General features: G+C 60.9%; 19 protein-coding genes. 12 read left to right on the top strand and 7 right to left on the bottom strand.

All coding sequences use genetic code 11. From position 1 onward, the window contains the following. Positions 1-247: 247 nt before the first annotated feature. Complete coding sequence (locus ACOI7D_RS11095) at positions 248-847, bottom strand: inorganic diphosphatase (protein ID WP_023289834.1); 600 nt, start codon at positions 845-847, stop codon at positions 248-250. 253 nt (positions 848-1,100) lie between these two features. Between ACOI7D_RS11095 and adhP the strand changes: the two genes are divergently transcribed. The 7 genes from adhP to ACOI7D_RS11060 all read left to right on the top strand — a co-directional run bounded on the left by adhP (position 1,101) and on the right by ACOI7D_RS11060 (position 9,405). Continuing rightward, entirely contained in the window at positions 1,101-2,111 is a 1,011-nt protein-coding gene (gene adhP, locus ACOI7D_RS11090; protein ID WP_002906221.1) for an alcohol dehydrogenase AdhP, read from the top strand. 171 nt (positions 2,112-2,282) lie between these two features. Further along, on the top strand, positions 2,283-3,905 hold the full coding sequence (locus ACOI7D_RS11085; protein ID WP_109547284.1) for a TIGR04028 family ABC transporter substrate-binding protein: 1,623 nt from the start codon (positions 2,283-2,285) through the stop codon (positions 3,903-3,905). Between the two features lie 10 nt (positions 3,906-3,915). Then, the gene (locus ACOI7D_RS11080) at positions 3,916-4,860 is read left to right on the top strand and encodes an ABC transporter permease (protein ID WP_109547283.1); all 945 of its coding nucleotides are present in this window, start codon (positions 3,916-3,918) and stop codon (positions 4,858-4,860) included. Continuing rightward, positions 4,857-5,705 carry an ABC transporter permease gene (locus ACOI7D_RS11075; RefSeq protein ID WP_023289837.1) on the top strand — a complete coding sequence of 283 codons (849 nt, stop codon included), beginning with the start codon at positions 4,857-4,859 and terminating at the stop codon, positions 5,703-5,705. The genes ACOI7D_RS11080 and ACOI7D_RS11075 overlap by 4 nt, the downstream gene beginning before the upstream one ends. Further along, positions 5,702-7,318, top strand: coding sequence for a dipeptide ABC transporter ATP-binding protein (locus ACOI7D_RS11070; RefSeq protein WP_044523453.1), 1,617 nt, complete (start codon positions 5,702-5,704; stop codon positions 7,316-7,318). The genes ACOI7D_RS11075 and ACOI7D_RS11070 overlap by 4 nt, the downstream gene beginning before the upstream one ends. Continuing rightward, a complete protein-coding gene (locus ACOI7D_RS11065; protein ID WP_162543117.1) occupies positions 7,318-8,304 on the top strand; it encodes a putative FMN-dependent luciferase-like monooxygenase in 987 nt (328 codons plus the stop codon). The genes ACOI7D_RS11070 and ACOI7D_RS11065 overlap by 1 nt, the downstream gene beginning before the upstream one ends. Before the next feature lie 9 nt (positions 8,305-8,313). Further along, positions 8,314-9,405 (top strand): alkylhydroperoxidase domain protein, encoded by a 1,092-nt coding sequence (locus ACOI7D_RS11060; RefSeq protein WP_109547281.1) that lies wholly within the window; start codon positions 8,314-8,316, stop codon positions 9,403-9,405. 6 nt (positions 9,406-9,411) lie between these two features. On the opposite strand, the gene araJ is transcribed toward ACOI7D_RS11060, so the two are convergent. Then, positions 9,412-10,566 (bottom strand): MFS transporter AraJ, encoded by a 1,155-nt coding sequence (araJ, locus tag ACOI7D_RS11055; RefSeq protein WP_023289841.1) that lies wholly within the window; start codon positions 10,564-10,566, stop codon positions 9,412-9,414. Between the two features lie 275 nt (positions 10,567-10,841). On the opposite strand from araJ, the gene ACOI7D_RS11050 reads away from it, so the two are divergent. From ACOI7D_RS11050 to ACOI7D_RS11035, 4 genes are all read left to right on the top strand, one after another. Beyond that, positions 10,842-11,279 (top strand): VOC family protein, encoded by a 438-nt coding sequence (locus ACOI7D_RS11050; RefSeq protein ID WP_023289842.1) that lies wholly within the window; start codon positions 10,842-10,844, stop codon positions 11,277-11,279. A gap of 86 nt (positions 11,280-11,365) precedes the next feature. After that, entirely contained in the window at positions 11,366-12,184 is an 819-nt protein-coding gene (gene ppk2 / locus ACOI7D_RS11045; RefSeq protein WP_023289843.1) for a polyphosphate kinase 2, read from the top strand. Positions 12,185-12,362: 178 nt separating this feature from the next. Continuing rightward, positions 12,363-12,551, top strand: a complete 189-nt coding sequence (locus ACOI7D_RS11040) for a hypothetical protein (protein ID WP_060589505.1) — start codon at positions 12,363-12,365, stop codon at positions 12,549-12,551. Beyond that, complete coding sequence (locus ACOI7D_RS11035; protein ID WP_023289845.1) at positions 12,551-12,874, top strand: CcdB family protein; 324 nt, start codon at positions 12,551-12,553, stop codon at positions 12,872-12,874. Before ACOI7D_RS11040 ends, ACOI7D_RS11035 begins: the two co-directional genes overlap by 1 nt. Before the next feature lie 43 nt (positions 12,875-12,917). Here the strand turns inward: ACOI7D_RS11035 and fdnI are convergent, their stop codons facing one another. From fdnI to fdnG, 3 genes are read right to left on the bottom strand one after another with little or no spacing between them, the layout of a single operon-like run. After that, positions 12,918-13,574, bottom strand: a complete 657-nt coding sequence (gene fdnI / locus ACOI7D_RS11030) for a formate dehydrogenase-N subunit gamma (RefSeq protein ID WP_023289846.1) — start codon at positions 13,572-13,574, stop codon at positions 12,918-12,920. Beyond that, positions 13,567-14,451 (bottom strand): formate dehydrogenase subunit beta, encoded by an 885-nt coding sequence (fdxH, locus tag ACOI7D_RS11025; protein WP_032453008.1) that lies wholly within the window; start codon positions 14,449-14,451, stop codon positions 13,567-13,569. Before fdxH ends, fdnI begins: the two co-directional genes overlap by 8 nt. A gap of 11 nt (positions 14,452-14,462) precedes the next feature. Beyond that, complete coding sequence (gene fdnG, locus ACOI7D_RS11020) at positions 14,463-17,510, bottom strand: formate dehydrogenase-N subunit alpha (RefSeq protein ID WP_109548389.1); 3,048 nt, start codon at positions 17,508-17,510, stop codon at positions 14,463-14,465. Between the two features lie 225 nt (positions 17,511-17,735). Here fdnG and yddG point away from each other — a divergent pair, with 225 nt between their 5' ends. After that, positions 17,736-18,614 (top strand): aromatic amino acid DMT transporter YddG, encoded by an 879-nt coding sequence (yddG, locus tag ACOI7D_RS11015; RefSeq protein ID WP_032453011.1) that lies wholly within the window; start codon positions 17,736-17,738, stop codon positions 18,612-18,614. Here the strand turns inward: yddG and benD are convergent. Together benD and benC are read right to left on the bottom strand one after the other, a co-directional pair. Beyond that, complete coding sequence (gene benD, locus ACOI7D_RS11010) at positions 18,611-19,384, bottom strand: benzoate diol dehydrogenase BenD (protein WP_023289850.1); 774 nt, start codon at positions 19,382-19,384, stop codon at positions 18,611-18,613. The two genes, yddG and benD, sit on opposite strands and share 4 nt — an antisense overlap. A gap of 9 nt (positions 19,385-19,393) precedes the next feature. Beyond that, entirely contained in the window at positions 19,394-20,410 is a 1,017-nt protein-coding gene (benC, locus tag ACOI7D_RS11005; protein WP_032453013.1) for a benzoate 1,2-dioxygenase electron transfer component BenC, read from the bottom strand. Positions 20,411-20,416 lie beyond the last annotated feature (6 nt).

Here is a 20,416-nt window from a genome sequence, read left to right as displayed (position 1 = left end):
AACCGTTCCAGTTTCGGCTTTTCGCTCATCGTGGACTGCGCTCATTTACTGCTATGAGCGCTTTATTGAGTTCAGTGCCCGCCTGGTACAATCAGGTTGATAGTTCTTGTTACAGGCCTTCGTCATTAAAAACGGTTCCTCTCATCAGGACGCCATAATACCCGTGCGCCCGTTTCCGCAGGACTTCGCCAGACAGGGGATGATAAGCAGGATCGCCGCGGGCGCCGGACTGCGCCCGCGATAAGTATTATTGCGGGTTCTTCGCCTTCCAGGCCTCCCAGGCCGATTTGATCTCCTGCTTCGCGGCGGCGGCATCATTAAAACCGGCCAGCTCGACCTTTTTCCGCCCCTCTGGTAGTTCTTTATAGACCCGGAAGAAGGCCTCCAGCCGCTGCTGCTCGATTTTCGGCAGATCGGTGATGGTCTGAATGTCGTCATAGGTCGGATCAATTTTACTGGCCGGGACGGCGATGATTTTGTCGTCTTTCTCACCGCCGTCTATCATCTTAAGGACGCCGATCGGCCTCAGCTTAATCAGCGTGCCCGGGGCCATCGGCGCGCGGGTGTAAAACACCACGTCCAGCGGGTCGCCATCCCCGGCCAGCGACTGGGTTAATGAACCGTAGTTCGCCGGGTAAGCCACCGGCATCGACTGAAAGCGGTCGGCGACGATAAACCCCGTTTTAGCGTCGGTTTCATACTTAATGATCCCGCCTGCCGGGATCTCGGTGACCGCGTAAAACTCTTCCGGATTGTTTTCCGGCTGCGGGAATTCCAGCACATTGTGAGCCTGCGCGGCGGCGGAAAAAAGCAGACCGGCGGTGAGGAGCGTTTTGACCAGATGCATTGTTGTATCACTCTGTTGTTATAAGAAATTGATGCGCAAAACAATAGAGTTGGGTGATGAAGAAAACATGACCATTCCGTGACACTATTATTACCTACCAAAATTAGAGGTATTGTCTGAATTTTGTGCTACGGCTGTAGCAAAAAACCACATCCTGTACTAAAGCGCCTTGTTTTTTTCTCCATAGCGTCTAATCCTTATTGGGTAATATTGCATTAATAAAATTAATCAATCCGCTCTCAAGGAGACAGGCATGAAGGCAGCTGTTGTTACTCACGACCATCAGGTTAACGTTACGGAAAAAACGCTGCGCCCGCTGGAATACGGCGAAGCGCTGTTGAAAATGGAATGCTGCGGCGTGTGTCATACTGACCTGCACGTGAAAAACGGCGATTTTGGCGATAAAACCGGCGTTATTCTCGGTCATGAAGGGATCGGGGTAGTACAAAAAGTCGGCCCTGGCGTCACCTCCCTGAAGCCGGGCGATCGCGCCAGCGTGGCGTGGTTCTTCGAAGGCTGCGGCCACTGCGATTACTGTAACAGCGGCAACGAGACGCTGTGCCGCTCGGTGAAAAACGCTGGCTATACCGTCGACGGCGGCATGGCGGAAGAGTGCATCGTCACCGCCAACTACGCAGTTAAAGTCCCGGACGGCCTCGACTCCGCCGCCGCCAGCAGCATTACCTGCGCTGGGGTCACCACCTACAAAGCCGTTAAGGTCTCCCACATCAAGCCGGGCCAGTGGATCGCTATCTACGGCCTCGGCGGGCTGGGCAACCTGGCGCTGCAGTATGCCAAGAATGTCTTTAACGCCAAAGTGATCGCTATCGACGTCAACGACGGCCAGCTGGAGCTGGCGGCGTCGATGGGCGCTGACCTGACCATCAACTCGCGCAATGAAGATGCGGCGAAAGTGATTCAGGAAAAAACCGGCGGCGCCCACGCTGCGGTGGTGACCGCGGTGGCCAAAGCGGCCTTTAACTCGGCGGTGGATGCCGTTCGCGCCGGCGGCCGCGTGGTGGCGGTAGGCCTGCCGCCAGAGGCGATGAGCCTCGATATTCCACGTCTGGTACTCGACGGTATCGAGGTGGTCGGCTCGCTGGTCGGCACTCGTCAGGATCTGGTGGAAGCGTTCCAGTTCGCCGCCGAAGGCAAAGTGGTGCCGAAAGTCACCCTGCGTCCGCTGGAAGATATCAATGCCATCTTCAAAGAGATGGAACAAGGTCAGATCCGCGGCCGTATGGTTATCGATCTGCGTAGCTAATCGCCAGCGCCTCTCCCGCCCGGGCGAGGCGCTTCTCCTTTCGCGCTTCCCCTCGCTTCCCGCCGCGTAAAGTAAATGCAATTTCCGCAAATGCTTAGCGCAATTCCTTGGTTCCTTTGTTTTTAGCCGCGCCCGATGATGGCAACACAATAGATAACAAAGGAATTCACCATGCATCGTCATTTTCGCCTGCCCGCGCTGGCCGCGCTGTTTCTCTCCGGCGCCTTTTCCGTCTGGGCCGCCGACACGCCGGTTAAAGGCGGTACCTTGATTTATCTGGAGCAGCAACCGCACACCAATCTCTATCCACCCGCCGGCGGCTTTTATCCCAATGGCGGCATACTCAATCAGATCACCGACAAGCTGACCTGGCAGAACCCGAAAACGCTGGAGATTGAGCCGTGGATCGCCGAAAGCTGGACCAGCAATGCCGATAAAACCGAGTACACTTTTCACCTGCGAAAAGGGGTCACCTTCTCGGATGGCACGCCGCTGGACGCCGCCGCGGTCGCCAAAAACTTCGACACCTATGGGCTGGGGGATAAAGCCCATCGCCTGCCCGTCTCGGAGGTGATCAATAACTACCAGCGCAGCGAAGTGATCGACCCGCTGACGGTGAAATTCTACTTCAACAAGCCGTCGCCGGGCTTCCTGCAGGGGACCGCCACCATCGGCTCCGGCCTGGTCTCCCTCAGCACCCTGCAGCGCAATTTCGAGGAGCTGGGCGATGCCCGGCACATCATCGGCTCCGGTCCCTTCGTGGTGCAGGATGAAAAACCGGGCCGCGAGCTGACGCTGGTGGCGCGCAAGGATTATCAGTGGGGGCCGAAAAACATCGCCCAGCAGGGCCCCGCTAACCTCGACGGCATCACCTATATTGTCACCCCGGAAGACAGCGTGCGCATCGGCGCGCTGTTGGCGGGCCAGGCGGGCTTTATTCGCCAGGTGCAGGCCTACGATGAAAAGCAGGCGAGCGATCAGGGATTTACGGTCTACGCCGCGCCTACCCGCGGGGTCAACGACAGCCTGAGCTTCCGCCCGGATAACCCACTGGTCGCCGACCTGCGGGTGCGCCAGGCCCTGCTCCATGCCACCAACGCCCGGCAGGTGGTGGAGACGCTGTTCTCCGCTAACTACCCGCAAGCCACCTCCGTGCTGGCCAGCTCCGCCGCCGGCTATGTCAATCTGAGCGATAAGCTCACCTTCGACCAGGCCAAAGCCCGGCAGTTGCTGGATGAGGCCGGCTGGAAACCCGCCGCCGACGGCATTCGCAGCAAAGACGGGCAGCGGCTGGCGCTGACGGTCTATGAGTCGCTCCCGCAGCCGCAGAATAAAGAAGTGCTGCAGCTGATCGCCCAGCAATGGCGCCAGGTGGGGGTAGCGTTAACGGTCAAAGCCGGGGACGCCGGTAGCCGGACGCTCGACAACCTCGACCCGCAGAAAACCCCGCTCACCGTCTCGGAAGTGGGCCGCGCCGACCCGGATGTAGTAAAAAGCATGTTCTTTCCCAACAACCGTGACGCGCTGCTGCAGAAAGGCGGCTCCAGCGATAGAGTGCAGCACTTCCGCGATGATAAGCTGAACGACCTGCTGACCGGCATCTCCGCGGCGGTGGAGTCGCAGCAGCGCCTGCAGTTAACCGGCGATGCCCAGCGCTATCTGATCGATAACGCCTATGTGATCCCCATTTTCGAAGAGCCGCAGGTGTTCGCCGGCGCGCCGTGGGTGAAAGGCGTCAGCTTCGAAGCCGTCGGGCGTCCGTCGTTCTACGGCGCCTGGCTGGATAAACACTAAGAGGCCGGATATGAGCGCTTATCTTCTGCGACGGTTCGGCCAGGGGCTGCTGGTCCTGTGGGCGGCGTTTACCCTCACCTTTTTCCTGCTGCAGGTGCTGCCGGGGGATGCGGTGCTGATCAAGTTTCAGAACCCGGACCTCGGTCTGAGCCCGGCGCAAATCGCCGACATGCGGCTGGCCTACGGCGCCGACAGCCCGCTGTGGCGCCAGTACCTGCACACGCTGCTGGCGATGCTGCACGGCGACTTTGGCTATTCCCTGCAGGCGGGTCTGGCGGTCAGTAGCCTGATTGCCAGCAACCTGCCGGATACCTTAAGCCTCGCCCTGCCGGCGTTCCTGCTGGCCGTGATCCTGGCGTTTGCCCTCGCTTTCGCCTCACGTCTGCCGGGGTTGCGCTGGCTCAGCAACCTCCTGCAGTCGCTGCCGGTGCTGTTTATCTCGTTGCCCGCCTTCTGGCTGGGTATCGCCCTGATCCAGCTCTTTTCGTTTCAGCTGCGCTGGATCCCGGTGATCAACCCCGGTCCGCTGGAGGGGCTGATTTTACCGGTTATCGCCGTCGCGCTGCCCATCTCCGCCCCGCTGGCGCAGATCCTGATGCGCAGCATGGATCAGGTGGCGGTTCAGCCCTTCGTCGCGGTCGCCCGCGCCAAGGGAATGAGCGAGACCGGCGTCCTCTGGCGCCATGTGATGGGTAACGCCCTGCTGCCGGCGCTGAATATAGCCGGGCTGCTGCTGGGCGAGCTGATTGCCGGGGCGCTGATCACCGAGACCGTCTTCGGCCGCAGCGGCCTCGGCCAGCTGACCCAGCAGGCGGTGAATAACCAGGATATCGCCGTGCTGCAGGCGGTGGTGATGATCTCAGCTCTCGGTTTCGTCCTGATCAACCTGCTGGTCGACCTGGTCATGCCGCGGCTGGATCCCCGACTCCAATTACAGACCGGAGGTGCGAAATGAGCCTGGTCGACTATGCCATCGCGGTTCGCCGCCGCCCGGAGTGGCGCAAAGTGCGTCTGCAGCCAGGCCTGTGGCTGGCGTGGGCGGTGATGATCACCGCCCTGTTAATGGCCCTTGCCCCACAGTGGTTTACCTCCGCTAACCCGCTGGAAGGGATCCCCGGCGCTCAGCGCCTGGCGCCGCAGGCGCACTACTGGCTGGGCACCGACCAGCTGGGCCGCGACCTGTGGACGCGGGTGGTTTACGGCGCGGTACATTCTCTGTCGGCGGCGCTGATCGCCGTCGCCATCGGTCTGGTGGTAGGCACCGCCCTTGGCACCCTCGCCGGGGCGCTGGCCGGCCGCGTGGAATCAACCATCATGCGCCTGGTGGATGTCCTGCTGGCTATCCCATCCCTGCTGCTGCAGCTGACGGTGATCATTCTGCTGGGTTTTGGCACGGTGAATGCGGCGGTGGCGGTCGGCGTGGCGGCCATCGCCAGCTTCGCGCGCCTGGCGCGGGCGGAGGTGGTGCGCGTGCGCCACAGTGATTACGTCGAGGCGGCCCGGGGCAGCGGCGGCACCTTTCTCGCCATCTTCTGGCGTCATATCCTGCCCAACTCGCTCACCGCGGTACTCGCCTTCGCCACGCTGCAGTTTGGTCAGGCGATGCTGGCGCTGGCCACCCTCAGCTTCCTTGGCTACGGCACCCCGCCACCGGTCCCGGAGTGGGGATTACTGATCGCCGAAGGTCGTAATTACCTGTCGACCGCCTGGTGGCTGACCACCTTCCCCGGCCTCGCCGTGGTCGCGGTGGTCCTGGCCGCCAATCGTCTTAGCCGCCAGTGGAGTGGAGTACGCCCATGAACGTTCTCTCTGTTGAAGATCTGCGCATCAGCTACCGGTCGCGGGGCGAATGGCGCGAAGTGGTGCATAACGTCAGCTTTTCCATTCAGCGCGGCGAAATGCTGGCCTTCGTCGGTGAATCCGGCTCGGGGAAAACCACGACCGCGCAGGCCATTATCGGCCTGCTGGCGGATAACGCCCGCCGCGACGCCGGGCGGATTATCCTCAATGGCGAAGTGATCAGCGACTGGTCGGCAAAACGCCTGAACCGCCTGCGCGGGGTGAGCATCAGCCTGGTGCCGCAGGACCCCGGCAATTCGCTTAATCCGGTAAAAACCATTGGTCAGCAAGTGGAAGAGATCCTGCGGCTGCATCAGTCCCTTTCCGCCGCCGAACGCCGGCAGCAGGTTCTCAACCTGCTCGCTAAAGTCGGGCTCAGCCACCCGGAACAGCGTTTTGACCAGTACCCGCATCAGCTGTCGGGCGGGATGAAACAGCGGGTGCTGATCGCCATCGCCATCGCCCTGCAGCCGGATCTGATTATTGCCGACGAGCCCACCAGCGCCCTCGACGTTACGGTGCAAAAGCGCATTCTCGATCTGCTCGACATCCTGCGGCGCGAGTCGGGAACTGCCGTGCTGTTTGTCACTCACGATCTGGCGCTGGCCGCCGAACGCGCCGACCGGATCATGGTGTTTCGCCAGGGCGAGATTCAGGAACAGGGCGCCACCGAGGCGATTGTCCGGCGTCCCCAGCACCCTTACACCCGCCAGTTGCTCCACGATCTGCAGGACGCGCCGCTGAGGCTGACGGCGGATCGTCACCGTCCGCTGGCCACGCCGGCCATTCGCGTCGAAGAGATCAGCAAACGCTTCTCGCTGGGCAAACAGGCCCTGCAGGCGCTCGACAGCGTCAGCTTTGAGGTCAGACGCGGCAGCACCCATGCGCTGGTGGGCGAATCCGGCTCCGGGAAAACCACCCTGGCGCGGATCCTGCTGGGCTTCGAGCGCGCCGACGCCGGACAGGTGACCATCGACGGTATTGACGCCGGGCATCTCAGCCGCGAGGCGCAGCGTCAGCTGCGGCGCAAAATCCAGTTCGTCTACCAGAACCCCTTCGCTTCGCTCGACCCGCGCCAGACGCTGTTTGCGATTATCGAAGAGCCGTTAAAAAACTTTGAACGCCTCAGCGCGGCGACGCGTCGCCAGCGTGTGGAGAGCGTCGCCGCCCGGGTAGCCCTGGCCCCGGAGCTACTGTCGCGGACGCCGCGGGAGCTTTCCGGCGGCCAGCGGCAGCGGGTGGCGATTGCCCGGGCGCTGATCCTCGAGCCGGCGATACTGGTTCTTGACGAAGCGACTTCGGCGCTCGATGTCACCGTTCAGGCGCAGATCCTCGCCCTGCTGCAGCAGCTACAGCAGCAGCTTGGTCTGAGCTACCTGTTCATTACCCACGATCTGGCGACGGTGAGGCGGATTGCCGACAGCGTCACGGTGCTGCGCGCCGGCCAGGTGGTGGAGCATGGCGACGTTGGGCGCCTGTTCGCCGCCCCGCAGCAGGCCTACACCCGCGAACTGATCGCCGCCATTCCCCAGGTTTCCCCACGCCTGGCTCAGGCCCACATGGAGAACGCATAATGCCTAAACGCCTCGGCTTTTTTACCCGTCTGCTCGATCAGGGCTCCGCACAAACGCGCTACCGGCTGGCGGCCGAACAGATCCGCCACGCGGAGCGCGTCGGCTTTGACAGCGCATGGATTGCCCAGCACCATTTTCATGAACAGGAAGGCGGCCTGCCTTCCCCGCTGGTGTTTCTCGCCCACGTGGCGGCGCAGACTGACCGCATTCGCCTCGGCACAGCGATTATCACGTTGCCCATGGAAAATCCGCTGCGCGTCGCCGAAGACGCGGCGGTGCTGGATTTACTCACCGACGGGCGTCTGGAGGTGGGATTTGGTTCCGGCGGCACGCCAACGTCGTTTCTGCCCTTCGGCCTGACCAGCGAGCAGCGCGGGGCGGTGTTTGCCGACCATCTGCACCTGATCCACAGCGCCTGGCGCGGCGACACCCTCAGCCACCCGGACAACCGTCTCTATCCGCCCGCGCCGCAGCTGGCGGCGCGCATCTGGATCGCCACCTTCTCGGTGGAAGGCGCCATCCGCGCCGGTCAGGCGGGGCACGGGCTGATGCTTTCGCGCACGCAGCCCCGGCCGCCCGGTGAGCCACGCCTGCCGCTGGACGCCATTCAGAACCCGATCGTCGACGCCTATCTGGCGGCGCTGCCGGACGGCGTTGCGCCGCGGATCCTCGCTTCGCGCACCGCCTTCGTCGCCGACAGTCACGCCCACGCCCTGCAGGTCGCCGAACCCGGCCTGCGCAAGCAGGCGGCACAGCACCGGGCTGCGGGTCATCTGATAGAAGGTGACAGTGTCACTGACTATCTGCCACAGCTGGATGCCCACGTGGGCGATCCTGAGCATGTTGTTGCCTCCCTGGCGCAGGACAGCGTGCTGGCCCGCGCCACCGATGTTTCGTTCCAGGTGCACTCGGTGGAGCCTTCGCACCGGGATACGCTGCGTTCCATTGAGCTGATCGCTCAGCATATTGCCCCCCACATCAGATAAGGAGTCACCATGACGCTGAGTCAGGATATTCTGGCCGAACTGGCGGAGATCGCCGCCGGTTCCCCGCTCGACCAGGCGCGCGCAGTCCGCGATGCCGCTACCCGACATGCGCAGGGAAGTTATGAAGTGCTGTTCAGCCAGCAGGACGCCGATTTTCCCCTCGATGAACGCTTCGCGGTGGCGGCAAAGGTGGCGAAGCTCCATCAGGCGGACGCGCTGGCGGCGCACTATGCCGGCTTCGGCCTGGCCGATCCGACCACGGATCGTCTGGTTCCGGCGCTGGCCTTTGCCCGCCTGCTGACCTTCACCCCCGTCGAAGCGACACCCGGCGCGCTGCAGGTTCTGACAAACGCAGGCTGGAGCCTGCGGGGCATCGTCACCCTGGCGCAGCTGGTGGCCTTTGTCAGCTTCCAGAGCCGCCTGCTGCTGGGTCTGCGGGCGCTCAACCACCAGCCCATCGTCAGCGCCGATACGCCGGTGGTGGCCGGGTACTGGCACACCACCCCGCACGCGCAGAGCGGTAAAGCGGCCCCGGTGCGCTTCACCCGCGAGGAGCTGCACTGGGAACCCTGGCTGGCGGATAAACCGCCGGCGGAATTTAGCGCTGAAGAACAGGCGATTCTGGCCAAATATGGCCATAGCGATTCACCCTACTTCCGCCTGCTGGCGCGCAACCAGCCGGTGCTGGAGCAGCGGACGCTGACCGATAAAGGCATTTTCTATACCCCGGGGGGATTGCCGCGCGCCGAACGTGAACTGGCCGCCACGGTGGCCAGTAAAATCAACGGCTGTATTTACTGCGCCTCGGTGCATGCCCGCAAAGCGGCGCAGCTGGCGAAGGACGAGACCGCCATCGACACGCTGCTGGCGGTGACGCCGGGAGAGGATCTGCGCGGCGGGCAGTCGCCGCGCTGGCAGGCGGAAATCGACGCCGCCGCCGCGCTATCGGTGACGCCGCCCGCGCTGAATGCCAGCCATCTGGCAGCGCTTGATGAACAGGGCTTAGATACTCTGGCCCAGCTGGATCTGCTGCAGTCAGCGGCCTTTTTCGCCTGGGCCAACCGGCTGATGCTGACGCTCGGCGAGCCCTGGCGTGAGTAAGCGTCGTTAGCAAGCCTGTCGGCGCTGATGGCGGCCGTAGATGAGCAAGGCGCTCATCGCCAGAAACGACAGCGTGGCGGCGGGGAGCGCCACGCTGTTCCAGCCGAAGCCCTGGGCAATCATCATTCCGCCGCAGAAGGCGCCGATGGCGCTCCCGAGGTTAAAGGCGATCTGCCCCCCTGCCGCCCCCAGCATCTCGCCGCCTTTGGCGTTCTGCAGCAACAGGATCTGCAGCGGCGCCGACAGGGCGAACAGCCCGGCACAGCAGAAAAACGCCAGCGTCAGCGAAGCGATTTTATGCTCCCCGAAGGCAAAGATCAGCAGCAGCGTCACAGCGATCGCCCCGTCGGTGATGGCTGCGATGCGCAGCGGACTGTAGCGCCCGGAAATTTTGCCGCTGAACAGGTTGCCGACCACCATCCCCAGCCCCGCCAGCATCATAATCAGCATCATCCGGCTTTCGGCAAAGCCGGAAACGTTGAGCATAAAGGGCTTAATGTAGCTGAACCACGCGAACACCCCGGCGTTGCCGAACATGGTGGCGGCAAAAATCAGCCACGGCGCCGGGGAAGCGAGGAAACGGAACTGCTCGCGCAGCCGGGTGGTGGCCCGATCATACAGCGTAGGGACCCAGCAGAAGATGGCCATAAACACCGCGACGTTAAACACCGCGATAAGCGCGAAGGTATAGCGCCAGCTAAAATGATGCCCAAGCCAGGTGCCCCCGGGAACGCCCACCAGGTTAGCCACCGTCATGCCGCCGATCATCCCCGCCACCGCGGCGGTCACCCTCCCCGGCGGCGCGATTTTCGACAGGATGATCGCCCCCACGCCGAAGAAAGCCCCGTGGGGAAACCCGGAAACCAGCCGGCCAAGCGCCAGCATGGCGTAACTGCTGGAGAAGGTAAACAGGGTATTGCCGAGAATGCACAGGGCGGCGAGAAACAGCATCACCGATTTCAACGAAAACCGACTGGAGAGCAAAGCCATGATCGGCGCGCCGATAACCACGCCGAAGGCATACCAGGCAATCATATTGCCGGCGGCGGGGATTGAAATCCCGACATCGCGCGCCATGTCCGGCAGCACGCCCATAATGCCAAATTCCGCCATGCCGAGTCCGAAAGTGCCCAGCGCCAGTGAAAAAATCGTTTTTTTCATACATCTTATAGGGGTATTGAGAGACGGCCGGCATTATTGACCATCCCGCCTCGCCACACCAGCTAAAAACGCCCGACGGCAGTATCCTCCATACAACGGCCTGATTCGTTCATGCGCTCGCCAGCGCCGCCGTTGGCGGTCCTGCTGGCGGCAGAGCCGGGCGGTGGATAATCCCCTGTAAAAATTGGTGGGCACGCAGGGACACATCGTGGATTGATCTCAAGTTAACTTGAGGTTGTAAAGTCGAGACATCGTTCACCTCGGGAGAATCATCCATGCAAAATGTTGATGTTGGCTTTACCCATGTCGCCTTTACCGTCCGCTGTCTGGCCAGCAGCATCGATTTTTATACCCGCTACACGGCGATGACCGTTATTCACCAGCGCGAACCCAACCTCCCCTCGGCGCGTAAAGTGGCGTGGCTCAGCGATCGCACCCGACCTTTCGCCCTGGTGCTGGTGCAAAGTGATGACCCTGCCGACACGCCGCTGGGTCCGTTCGGCCATCTCGGCGTCGCCTGCGCCACCCAGGCGGAGATCGATGAGAAGGTCGCCCAGGCGCGGCGGGAAGGCGTTCTGCGCCGGGAACCGGAGCAGCTGGGCGATCCTGTGGGCTATTTCGCTTTCTTTGCCGACCCGGACGGTAACACCCTGGAACTGTCATGGGGGCAGCGAGTGGGGCTGGAAGTCATTGCCGCGGGGAACGTCAGCTAGCCCGTCCCGGGCGCGAATATTTTCCACCGCCACGCCAGTGAAGGATTACACTTCAAAGGGATACCTCGGCAACACGGAGCATGGCGATGGGTAATAAGAAAAGCGGTCATCCTGTCGACGCGGCGGTGAAGATCGCCCCGCTCGACAATAAAGCGTACGAGAAGGCGCTGCGCAAGCTCCACGTTGAGCTGGTAAAACTGCAGCGCTGGGTGGTGCATAAAGGGCTGAAGGTGTGCATCGTCTTTGAAGGCCGGGACGGCGCCGGCAAAGGCGGCACGATTAAGGCGATCACCGAGCGCGTCAGTCCGCGGATCTTCCGGGTCGTCGCCTTACCCTCGCCCACCGAACGCGAGAAAAGTCAGCTCTATTTTCAGCGCTATATCAAGCACCTCCCGGCGGCTGGCGAAATCGTGATTTTCGATCGCAGCTGGTATAACCGCGCCGGCGTCGAACGGGTGATGGGCTTTTGTACCCCGGAGGAGGTGCAGAAGTTCCTCGACGGCGCGCCGATGGTGGAGCGCGGCATGGTCGAGTCGGGCATTATCCTGCTCAAGTACTGGCTGGAGGTCTCTCCGCAGGAGCAGGAGCGGCGCCTGCGGGATCGCATCGACGACGGGCGCAAGATCTGGAAGCTCTCGCCGATGGACATCAAGTCTTTCAACCGCTGGGATGAATATACCGCTGCCCGCGACGCCATGTTCGCCGCCACCGACACCGCCTGGGCGCCGTGGTTCGTCGCCCGCTCCGAAGATAAAAAGCGGGTGCGTCTGAATATCATCACCCACCTGCTGTCGCAGATCCCCTACGAAGCCTTGCCAGTGGAGCATGTCACGCTGCCGAAGCGCAAAATGGGCAAAATGAAACAGACCAATTTCCCCTTCCGCTTTATTCCGGAGAAGTTCTGATTATTTCCCGCCGCGCTGGTTAACGCCAGCGCCGGGTTTATTACCATAACCATGAATATTTCATGCGGTTGCTTTCCTCTGGAAGTTGCTTCGCAAAATAAAAAACAAATCCGAACCAGGTATTTCTTTTCATCGCACACCGCGTGATAATCAGCTCGCCAACAACAAGGAGCAGATAATGAAACAGAATGCCGTTAACAAGTCACAGACTCGCGATCGTACAACAACGGTTAACCCGCAAAACCAGGCACTTACCATCGTCGATGCGGACAAACGCCGAAAAGACCAGGAATTCATTAAGGCACTGAATGAGTTCACTGCCCGTGCAGGGTTGTTGTCAGATGATCCTTTTTTCGGAGGGATTTAATGGCGGCACAATTTGATATCTTTCGTAACCCTTCATCGAGAACCAATGCGTTTCAACCTTATTTAATGGTAATCCAACATGATTATTTTAATGACCTTGGTACACGTTTAATTGTGCCGCTGAGCTATCATTCTCATTTGACCGGCCATTATCATGCTGCCGCCCCGGTTATTAATATGGAGTTTGAGAAACTGTTCATCAACACGCCGGCAATCACCAGCGTGGCAAAGCAAAGGCTGGATAAAAAATATTTTATCTGCAATTTGGCTAAAGAAAGAACGACCGTGATATCAGCGATGGACGCATTAATCACTAACACATAAACCCGCTCCAGCAAAACTGGAGCGGGCCTCCTGGCCAGACGGCTTACTTCATCCCTTCGCGACTCTCTTTGATCGCCTCCAGACGTTCGACATCGCGATACCAGCGCGGGTGATGTTTCTTCGCCCAACGGCGGCTGACCTTGCCTTCAATCATCCCCTTAATCGACCCCTTCACCCAGAACGCCATATACATATGGATAAGGATCGCGTGGATCAGAATAATGGCCGACGTCGCGTGAATTAACAGGCTGTAGCGAATCACCTGAATCGGGAAATAGTGGGCAAACCAGGGACGCCAGATAATCACGCCGGTCACCAGCAGCACAAAAATCATGCTCATGATGGTCCAGAACATCATCTTTTGCCCGGCGTTATATTTACCGACCCGCGCCACTTTATGCTCGTTGCCTTTCAGCACCTCCACAATGCCTTTCAGCCAGGGGATATCCTGTTTATCAGGGATGTTGTGATGGACAAAACGCACGAACATAAACATCAGGGCGATAAAAATCAGCACTCCGAAGAAGGGGTGCAGAATACGCCCCATCTGCGGGGTACCGAAGGTTTCCGTCAGCCACTGCAGGGTCGGGAAGAAAAACGAAATACCCGATAGCGCCACGAGGAAGAAAGCGATCACCACCGTCCAGTGACAGGCGCGATCGATAAAGGTCGTGCGCACTATCATCTTCGATTTACTCATCATGCTCCTCCTCGTCGTCGTCAACTTCCTTATTTGGCCCGATACCGATGTAGTGATAGATAAGCCCGGCAAAGGTAGCGATAAAGCCCGCCGCCGACAGCGGCTTCAGGATCCCTTTCCACAGCTCCACCGAGGTATCAATCTTCGGCGCAGCAGGCAGCTTGTGATAAAGCTCGGGCTGGTCGGCATGATGCAGGACGTACATCACATGGGTGCCGCCGACGCCCTGCGGGTTGTAAATCCCGGCCCTGGCATAGCCGCGTTTTTTCAGCTTAGCCACCCGCTCCTCGGCCACCTCCAGCATCTCTTTCTTCGTACCGAAGTGGATCGCGCCGGTCGGACAGGTTTTCACGCACGCCGGTTCCTGACCGACGCTGACCCGGTCCACGCACAGGGTGCATTTATAGACCCGGTTATCCTCTTTATTGAGACGCGGGACATTAAACGGACACCCGGCAATGCAGTAGCCGCAGCCGATGCAGTTTTCCTGCTGGAAATCGACGATGCCGTTGGCGTACTGAATAATCGCCCCGGCGGACGGGCAGGCCTTCAGGCAGCCCGGCTCTTCGCAGTGCATACAGCCATCCTTACGGATAAGCCACTCCAGTTTGCCGTTCTGTTCGGTCTCGCTAAAGCGCATCACCGTCCAGGATTTAGCGCTGAGATCCGCCGGGTTGTCGTACACCCCGACGCAGTGCCCCACCTCATCGCGGATGTCGTTCCACTCGGAGCAGGCCACCTGGCAGGCTTTACAGCCCACGCAGGAGGAGACATCGATAAGCTTGGCGACTTCCGCCTTATGATCCCGCGCGCGCGGCGCGGGCGTGATCGGGTTGGTCGCGGAGCGTTTAATAATGTCTTGTGTTTCCATCGCCATTGAATCGCTCCTTACGCTTTCTCGATGTTGACCAGAAACGCCTTGTACTCCGGCGTTTGCGAGTTGGAATCGCCGACGTTCGGCGTCAGGGTGTTGGCGATATAGCCTTTGCGAGCCACGCCTTCAAAACCCCAGTGCAGCGGGATCCCGACGGTCTCCACCTGCTGGCCGTTGACGTTGAGGGTTTGCAAACGGCGCGTCACCACCGCCACCGCGCGAATAAAGCCGCGCTGGCTGCTGACTTTTACCCGGTCGCCGTTGGCGATGCCTTTCGCTTTTGCCAGCCCTTCGCTGATTTCGACAAACTGTTCCGGCTGCGCGATGGAATTGAGCAGCGCATGCTTGGTCCAGGTATGGAAGTGTTCGGTCAGACGATAGGTGGTCCCGACGTACGGGAACTTATCCTTCTTACCTAAGCGAATGGCGTCCTCTTCATACACACGCACCACCGGGCTGGAGACCACCTTCGGGTGCAGCGGGTTAGTGCCAAGCGGGGTTTCCATCGGCTCGTAGTGTTCCGGGAACGGCCCTTCCGCCAGCTTATCCAGCGCGAACAGACGACCCAGCCCCTCCTGCTGCATGATAAACGGCCCGGTGTTGCTCCCCGGCGGCGCGGTATTGAAGTCCGGAATATCATTCCCGACCCACTTGCTGCCGTTCCACTGGATCAGCATCCGCTTCGCATCCCACGGCTTGCCGTTGATGTCGGCTGACGCGCGGTTATAGAGCACCCGGCGATTGAGCGGCCACGCCCAGGCCCAGCCCAGCGTATTGCCCAGACCCGACGGGTCGGCGTTATCGCGGTTCGCCATCTGGTTGCCCTGCTCCGTCCAGCTGCCGCTGTAGATCCAGCAAGACGACGCGGTGGTGCCGTCATCGCGCAACAGCGCAAAGCTATTGAGCAGTTGCCCTTTTTTCGCCAGCAAAGCGCCATGTTGATCGTAAAGATCCGCCAGCGCGTAGCCGTTGTTCTCTTTCGCGACCTCTTCAGACTCGGGGCGATCCGGCTGTTTATAGCGCCAGCTCATCTTCAGCAGCGGCTCAGCGCCTTTACCGCCTTCGGTGCGGTACAGTTCGCGCAGGCGATGGTAAATCCCGGCCAGGATTTCGCCATCGTTGCGCGCCTCGCCCGGCGCGTCCTGCCCTTTCCAGTGCCACTGCAGCCAGCGGCCAGAGTTAGCGATCGAACCGTCCTCTTCGGCAAAGCAGGTCGATGGCAGGCGGAAGACTTCCGTCTGAATCGTCGACGGGTCGACATCGTTCGACTCGCCGTGGTTTTGCCAGAAGGTGGAGGTTTCAGTCACCAGCGGGTCGATAACCACCATGTACTTCAGCTTGCTCAGGCTGCGAACCACCTTGTTTTTATCCGGGAACGACGCCACCGGGTTAAAGCCCTGGCAGATATAGCCGGTGACGTTGCCGTTATCCATCATGTTGAAGTACTTGATCACGTCGTAAGCCTGGTCCCACTTCGGTAACCACTCAAAGCCCCAGTCGTTCTCTTTTTGCGCCGCCTCGCCGTAGAAGGACTTCATCAGGCTGACAAAGAATTTCGGGTAGTTGCTCCAGTAGTTCACCTGGTCCGGCAGGGTCGCTTTTGGCGTGTTGGCCGTCAGATACGTCTGCAGATCCGGCTGCTTATCAGAAGGCAGCGTCAGGTAGCCCGGCAGGCTGGTGGACAGCAGGCCAAGGTCGGTCAGTCCCTGAATATTAGAGTGACCGCGCAGGGCATTCACGCCGCCGCCGGCCATACCCATATTGCCGAGCAGCAGCTGGATCATCGCCATGGTGCGAATGTTTTGCGCGCCGACGGTGTGCTGCGTCCAGCCCAGGGCATACAGGAAAGTGGTGGTGCGATCGGCGGCGCTGGTTGAGGCCAGCACGTCGCACACCTTGAGGAAGTCCGCTTTCGGCGTACCGCAGATGTTTTCGACCACCTCCGGCGTGTAACGGGAAACGTGCTGCTTCAGCAGGTTCCACACGCAGCGCGGATGGCTGAGCGTCTCATCGCGTGTGGCGTAGCCGTTTTCATCGAACTGGTAGTTCCAGGACGATTTATCATACTGGCGTTTGTCCGCATCATAGCCGCTGAACAGCCCCTCTTCGAAGGCAAAATCATCCCGCACCAGCAGGCTGGCGTTGGTGTAGTGCTTCACGTACTCGGCATTGATTTTGTTATGTTCGATCAGGTACAGCAGGACCCCCGACAGGAAGGTAATGTCGGTACCGGAGCGAATCGGCGCATAGATATCCGCCACCGACGCCGTACGCGTAAAGCGCGGGTCGACAACGATAAGCGTGGCGTCGTTGTTATTTTTCGCTTCCATCGCCCAGCGGAATCCCACCGGGTGGGCTTCCGCGGCGTTGCCGCCCATCACCACCACGACGTTCGCGTTTTTGATATCCACCCAGTGGTTGGTCATCGCACCGCGACCAAATGTTGGAGCAAGACTTGCTACCGTTGGTCCGTGTCAGACGCGTGCCTGGTTGTCTACCGCCAGCATGCCGAGCGAACGCACAAATTTTTGCGTCAGCATGCCGGTTTCATTACTTGCTGCCGAAGCGCACAGCATGCCGGTGGAAAGCCAGCGGTTAACCGTCACGCCCTGTTCGTTCTTTTCCATAAAGTTGGCGTCGCGGTCGGCTTTCATCAGCCGCGCGATGCGGCTGAAGGCTTCATCCCAGGAGAGTCGCTGCCATTTATCAGATCCCGGCGCGCGGTATTCCGGGTAGCGCAGGCGGTTGTCGCTGTGGACATAGTCCAGCAGGCCGGCGCCTTTCGGGCATAACGCGCCGCGGCTCACCGGATGGTCCGGATCCCCTTCAATATGGTAAATCGCTTCTTTGGCGTTTTTCGCGCCGTCGCCGAGGCTATACATTAATAGCCCGCAGCCAACGGAGCAGTAAGTGCAGGTGTTGCGGATCTCTTTCGCACGCAGCAATTTGTAGTTGCGTGCCTGAGCCAGCGCCATTTTGGGGGCAAAGCCCAGGGCGGCAGCTGTGGTTCCGGCCATACCGCCTGCGCAGATCTTAAAGAACTTTCTGCGGCTGACGTCCATTGCATTCCTCCATGCAGGATGTTGATTCATCGCGCGGAGGAAACTAACAGCAAAATCCCGGGAAAATTTGCGTCAAATCAAGGAGCAAAACCAACGCCCCCTTAATCGCCAGCCGCGGCCGTTTTCACTAATCCCTAGGGGTTACCCATGGCGGAAAATTTCGCCCCGCGGCGGTAAAAAGATGATATATATGCCGGCTGCATTTGCGTAACCCTCAGGATAAGCATGGAGAAAAAGAGAGCCACGACCATCGGCTTCGCCGCCATTATTTTATGGAGCACCATGGTCGGATTGATTCGCGGCGTCAGCGAAGGACTGGGACCGGTCGGCGGCGCGGCGATGATTTACAGCCTCAGCGGCCTGCTGCTGATTTTTACCGTCGGTTTCCCTAACCTGCGCCAGATCCCGCGCCGCTATCTGCTGGCCGGCAGCGCGCTGTTCGTCAGCTATGAAATCTGCCTCGCGCTATCCCTGGGCTATGCCGCCAGTCGTCAGCAGGCCATTGAAGTGGGGATGGTCAATTACCTGTGGCCCAGCCTGACCATCCTGTTCGCCATCCTGTTTAATGGTCAGAAAAGCAGCTGGCTGGTGATCCCCGGTTTGCTTCTCGCCCTGCTTGGCGTCGGCTGGGTGTTGGGGGGTGAGCACGGCCTGCAGCTGGACGAGATTATCAGCAACGTCATCTCCAGTCCGCTCAGCTATCTGTTGGCCTTTATCGGCGCCTTTATCTGGGCGGCCTACTGCACGGTGACGGCCAAATATGCCCGCGGCAAAAATGCCATTACCCTGTTCGTCCTGTTAACCGCGCTGACGCTGTGGCTGAAGTTTCTCGCCACGCCGCAGCCGCCGATGGTCTTCAGCTGGCCGGTCAGCATCAAGCTGCTGACGGTAGCGGTGGCGCTCGGTCTGGCCTACGCCGCGTGGAACGTGGGGATCCTCCACGGCAACGTCAGCCTGCTGGCGGCGGCCTCCTACTTCACGCCGGTGCTCTCCTCCGCGCTGGCGGCGATCCTGCTTAGCGCCGCGCTATCGTGGCCCTTCTGGCAGGGGGCCGGGATGGTGTGTCTCGGCTCCCTGCTCTGCTGGTACGCGACCCGCCGTTAGCCGAGATCCCCGCCCGCCACCGGGAGGGTCACGCCGGTGATATAGCTGGCCTCATCGCTGGCGAGGAACAGGATCGCATTCGCCTGTTCCGCCAGCGTGCCGTAGCGGTGCATCAGGCTGCTGGCCACCGTCTGATCGACCACCTGCTGATACCATACCTTCTCCTGCTCACCGGGCTGCTCGTCGTTACGCGGCGTCAGGCGCGGCGGCGCCTCCGTCCCGCCCGGCGCGACGGCATTGATGCGGATGCCGCTGCCGCTGTACTCCATGGCGATCGACCGGGTCAGCGCATTGACGCCGCCTTTCGCCGCCGAGTAAGGCACCCGGTTGACCCCCGCCGTCGCCACCGACGAGACGTTGACGATGCTGCCTTTGCCCTGCTTGAGCATCCAGGGCAGCGCCGCGCGGCAGCCCCACAGGGTGGGAAAAAGCGAGCGGCGGATCTCTTTCTCAATCTGGTCCGGCTGGTATTCGGCAAACGGCCGCGCCCAGATGGTCCCCCCGACGTTATTGATTAGCACATCGATGCGGCCAAAATGCGCGACCCCGTCGGCAAACGCCTGCTCGGCGCTCGGCCACTGTTCCAGGTCCGCCTCCAGCGCCAGCACCTGACTGCCGGACTGCGCCAGGGTCGCCGCCAGCTCGCGCACCCAGGGCGCGCGATCGATGAGCAGCAGAGCCGCGCCTTCCGCAGCCGCCTGCTCCGCGGTCTGGCGGCCAATGCCCTGGGCCGCGCCGGTGATGGCGACCACTTTATCGCGAAAACGCATACTACCTCCTTAGGCCGCCGCGCTCTGGCTGGCGATAAATTTCTCGTACCAGAAGCCCGCCGGGGCGATCCCTCGCTCGCGCAGCGCCGTGGCGACCGCGTTGACCATCGGCGGCGGGCCGCAAAGGTAGATATCGACCTCGCCATTATTCAGCATGGCGTCGTCAAGATGATCGGTGACAAAGCCGCGCTGCGGGCAGGCGCTGTTTTCCTCCGCCACCACCGGCAGCCAGCGAAAGTGGGTTAACTGCTGACGGAATGCCTCCAGCGCCTCGGTCTTCACCAGGTCGCCGTCGCGCGTGACGCCATACAGCAGGGTCACCGGGCGCGAGCTGTTCTGCGCCTGCAGGGTCTCGAGCATGGAGAGCAGCGGCGCCAGCCCGGTACCGCCGGCCAGCATCAGCAGCGGACGTTCGCCATGGCGCAGATAGAAGCTGCCCATCGGGCCGCTGAGGATCAGGCGATCGCCGGGCCGCGCCTGCCGGGTTAACCACTGGCTCATCATGCCGCCGGGCACGTTACGGATCAGGAAACGTCCTTCTGCCGAGCCTGGGCGGGAGCTGAAGGAATAGGCGCGAACGTGCGGCGTGCCTGGCACCTGGATGTTGACGTACTGCCCCGCCAGGAAGTCCAGCGGCTCATCGAGGGCGACCACCAGCTCGACGGCGGTATCGGACAGACAATTCACCTGCCGCACCTGCGCCCCGGTGTTCGTCAGGGCGGTTTTACACTGGGCGGCAGCCACTGGCACATCGATAACGCAGTCGCTGGTGGGCACCATCTGACAGGTCAGCACCTGGCGGGCCTGCGCTTCCTCGTCGCTTAGCGCTTCGTCGAGATACTCGTCGCCGAGAGCGTATTCCCCGCTGGCGCAGTGGCATTTGCAGGTGCCGCACACGCCGTCCGAGCAGTCCATCGGCAAATTCACCTTCTGCCGATAGGCGGCATCCAGGACTTTCTCTCCGGCATGGCATTGAATAAAGCGGGTAATACCGTCCTCAAAATTAAGAGCAATAGTGAAGGTCATAAGCGC

Source organism: Klebsiella sp. C360 (assembly GCF_048822415.1).
Classification (GTDB): domain Bacteria; phylum Pseudomonadota; class Gammaproteobacteria; order Enterobacterales; family Enterobacteriaceae; genus Klebsiella; species Klebsiella quasipneumoniae.
This window is presented reverse-complemented; position numbering and strand designations above follow the sequence as displayed.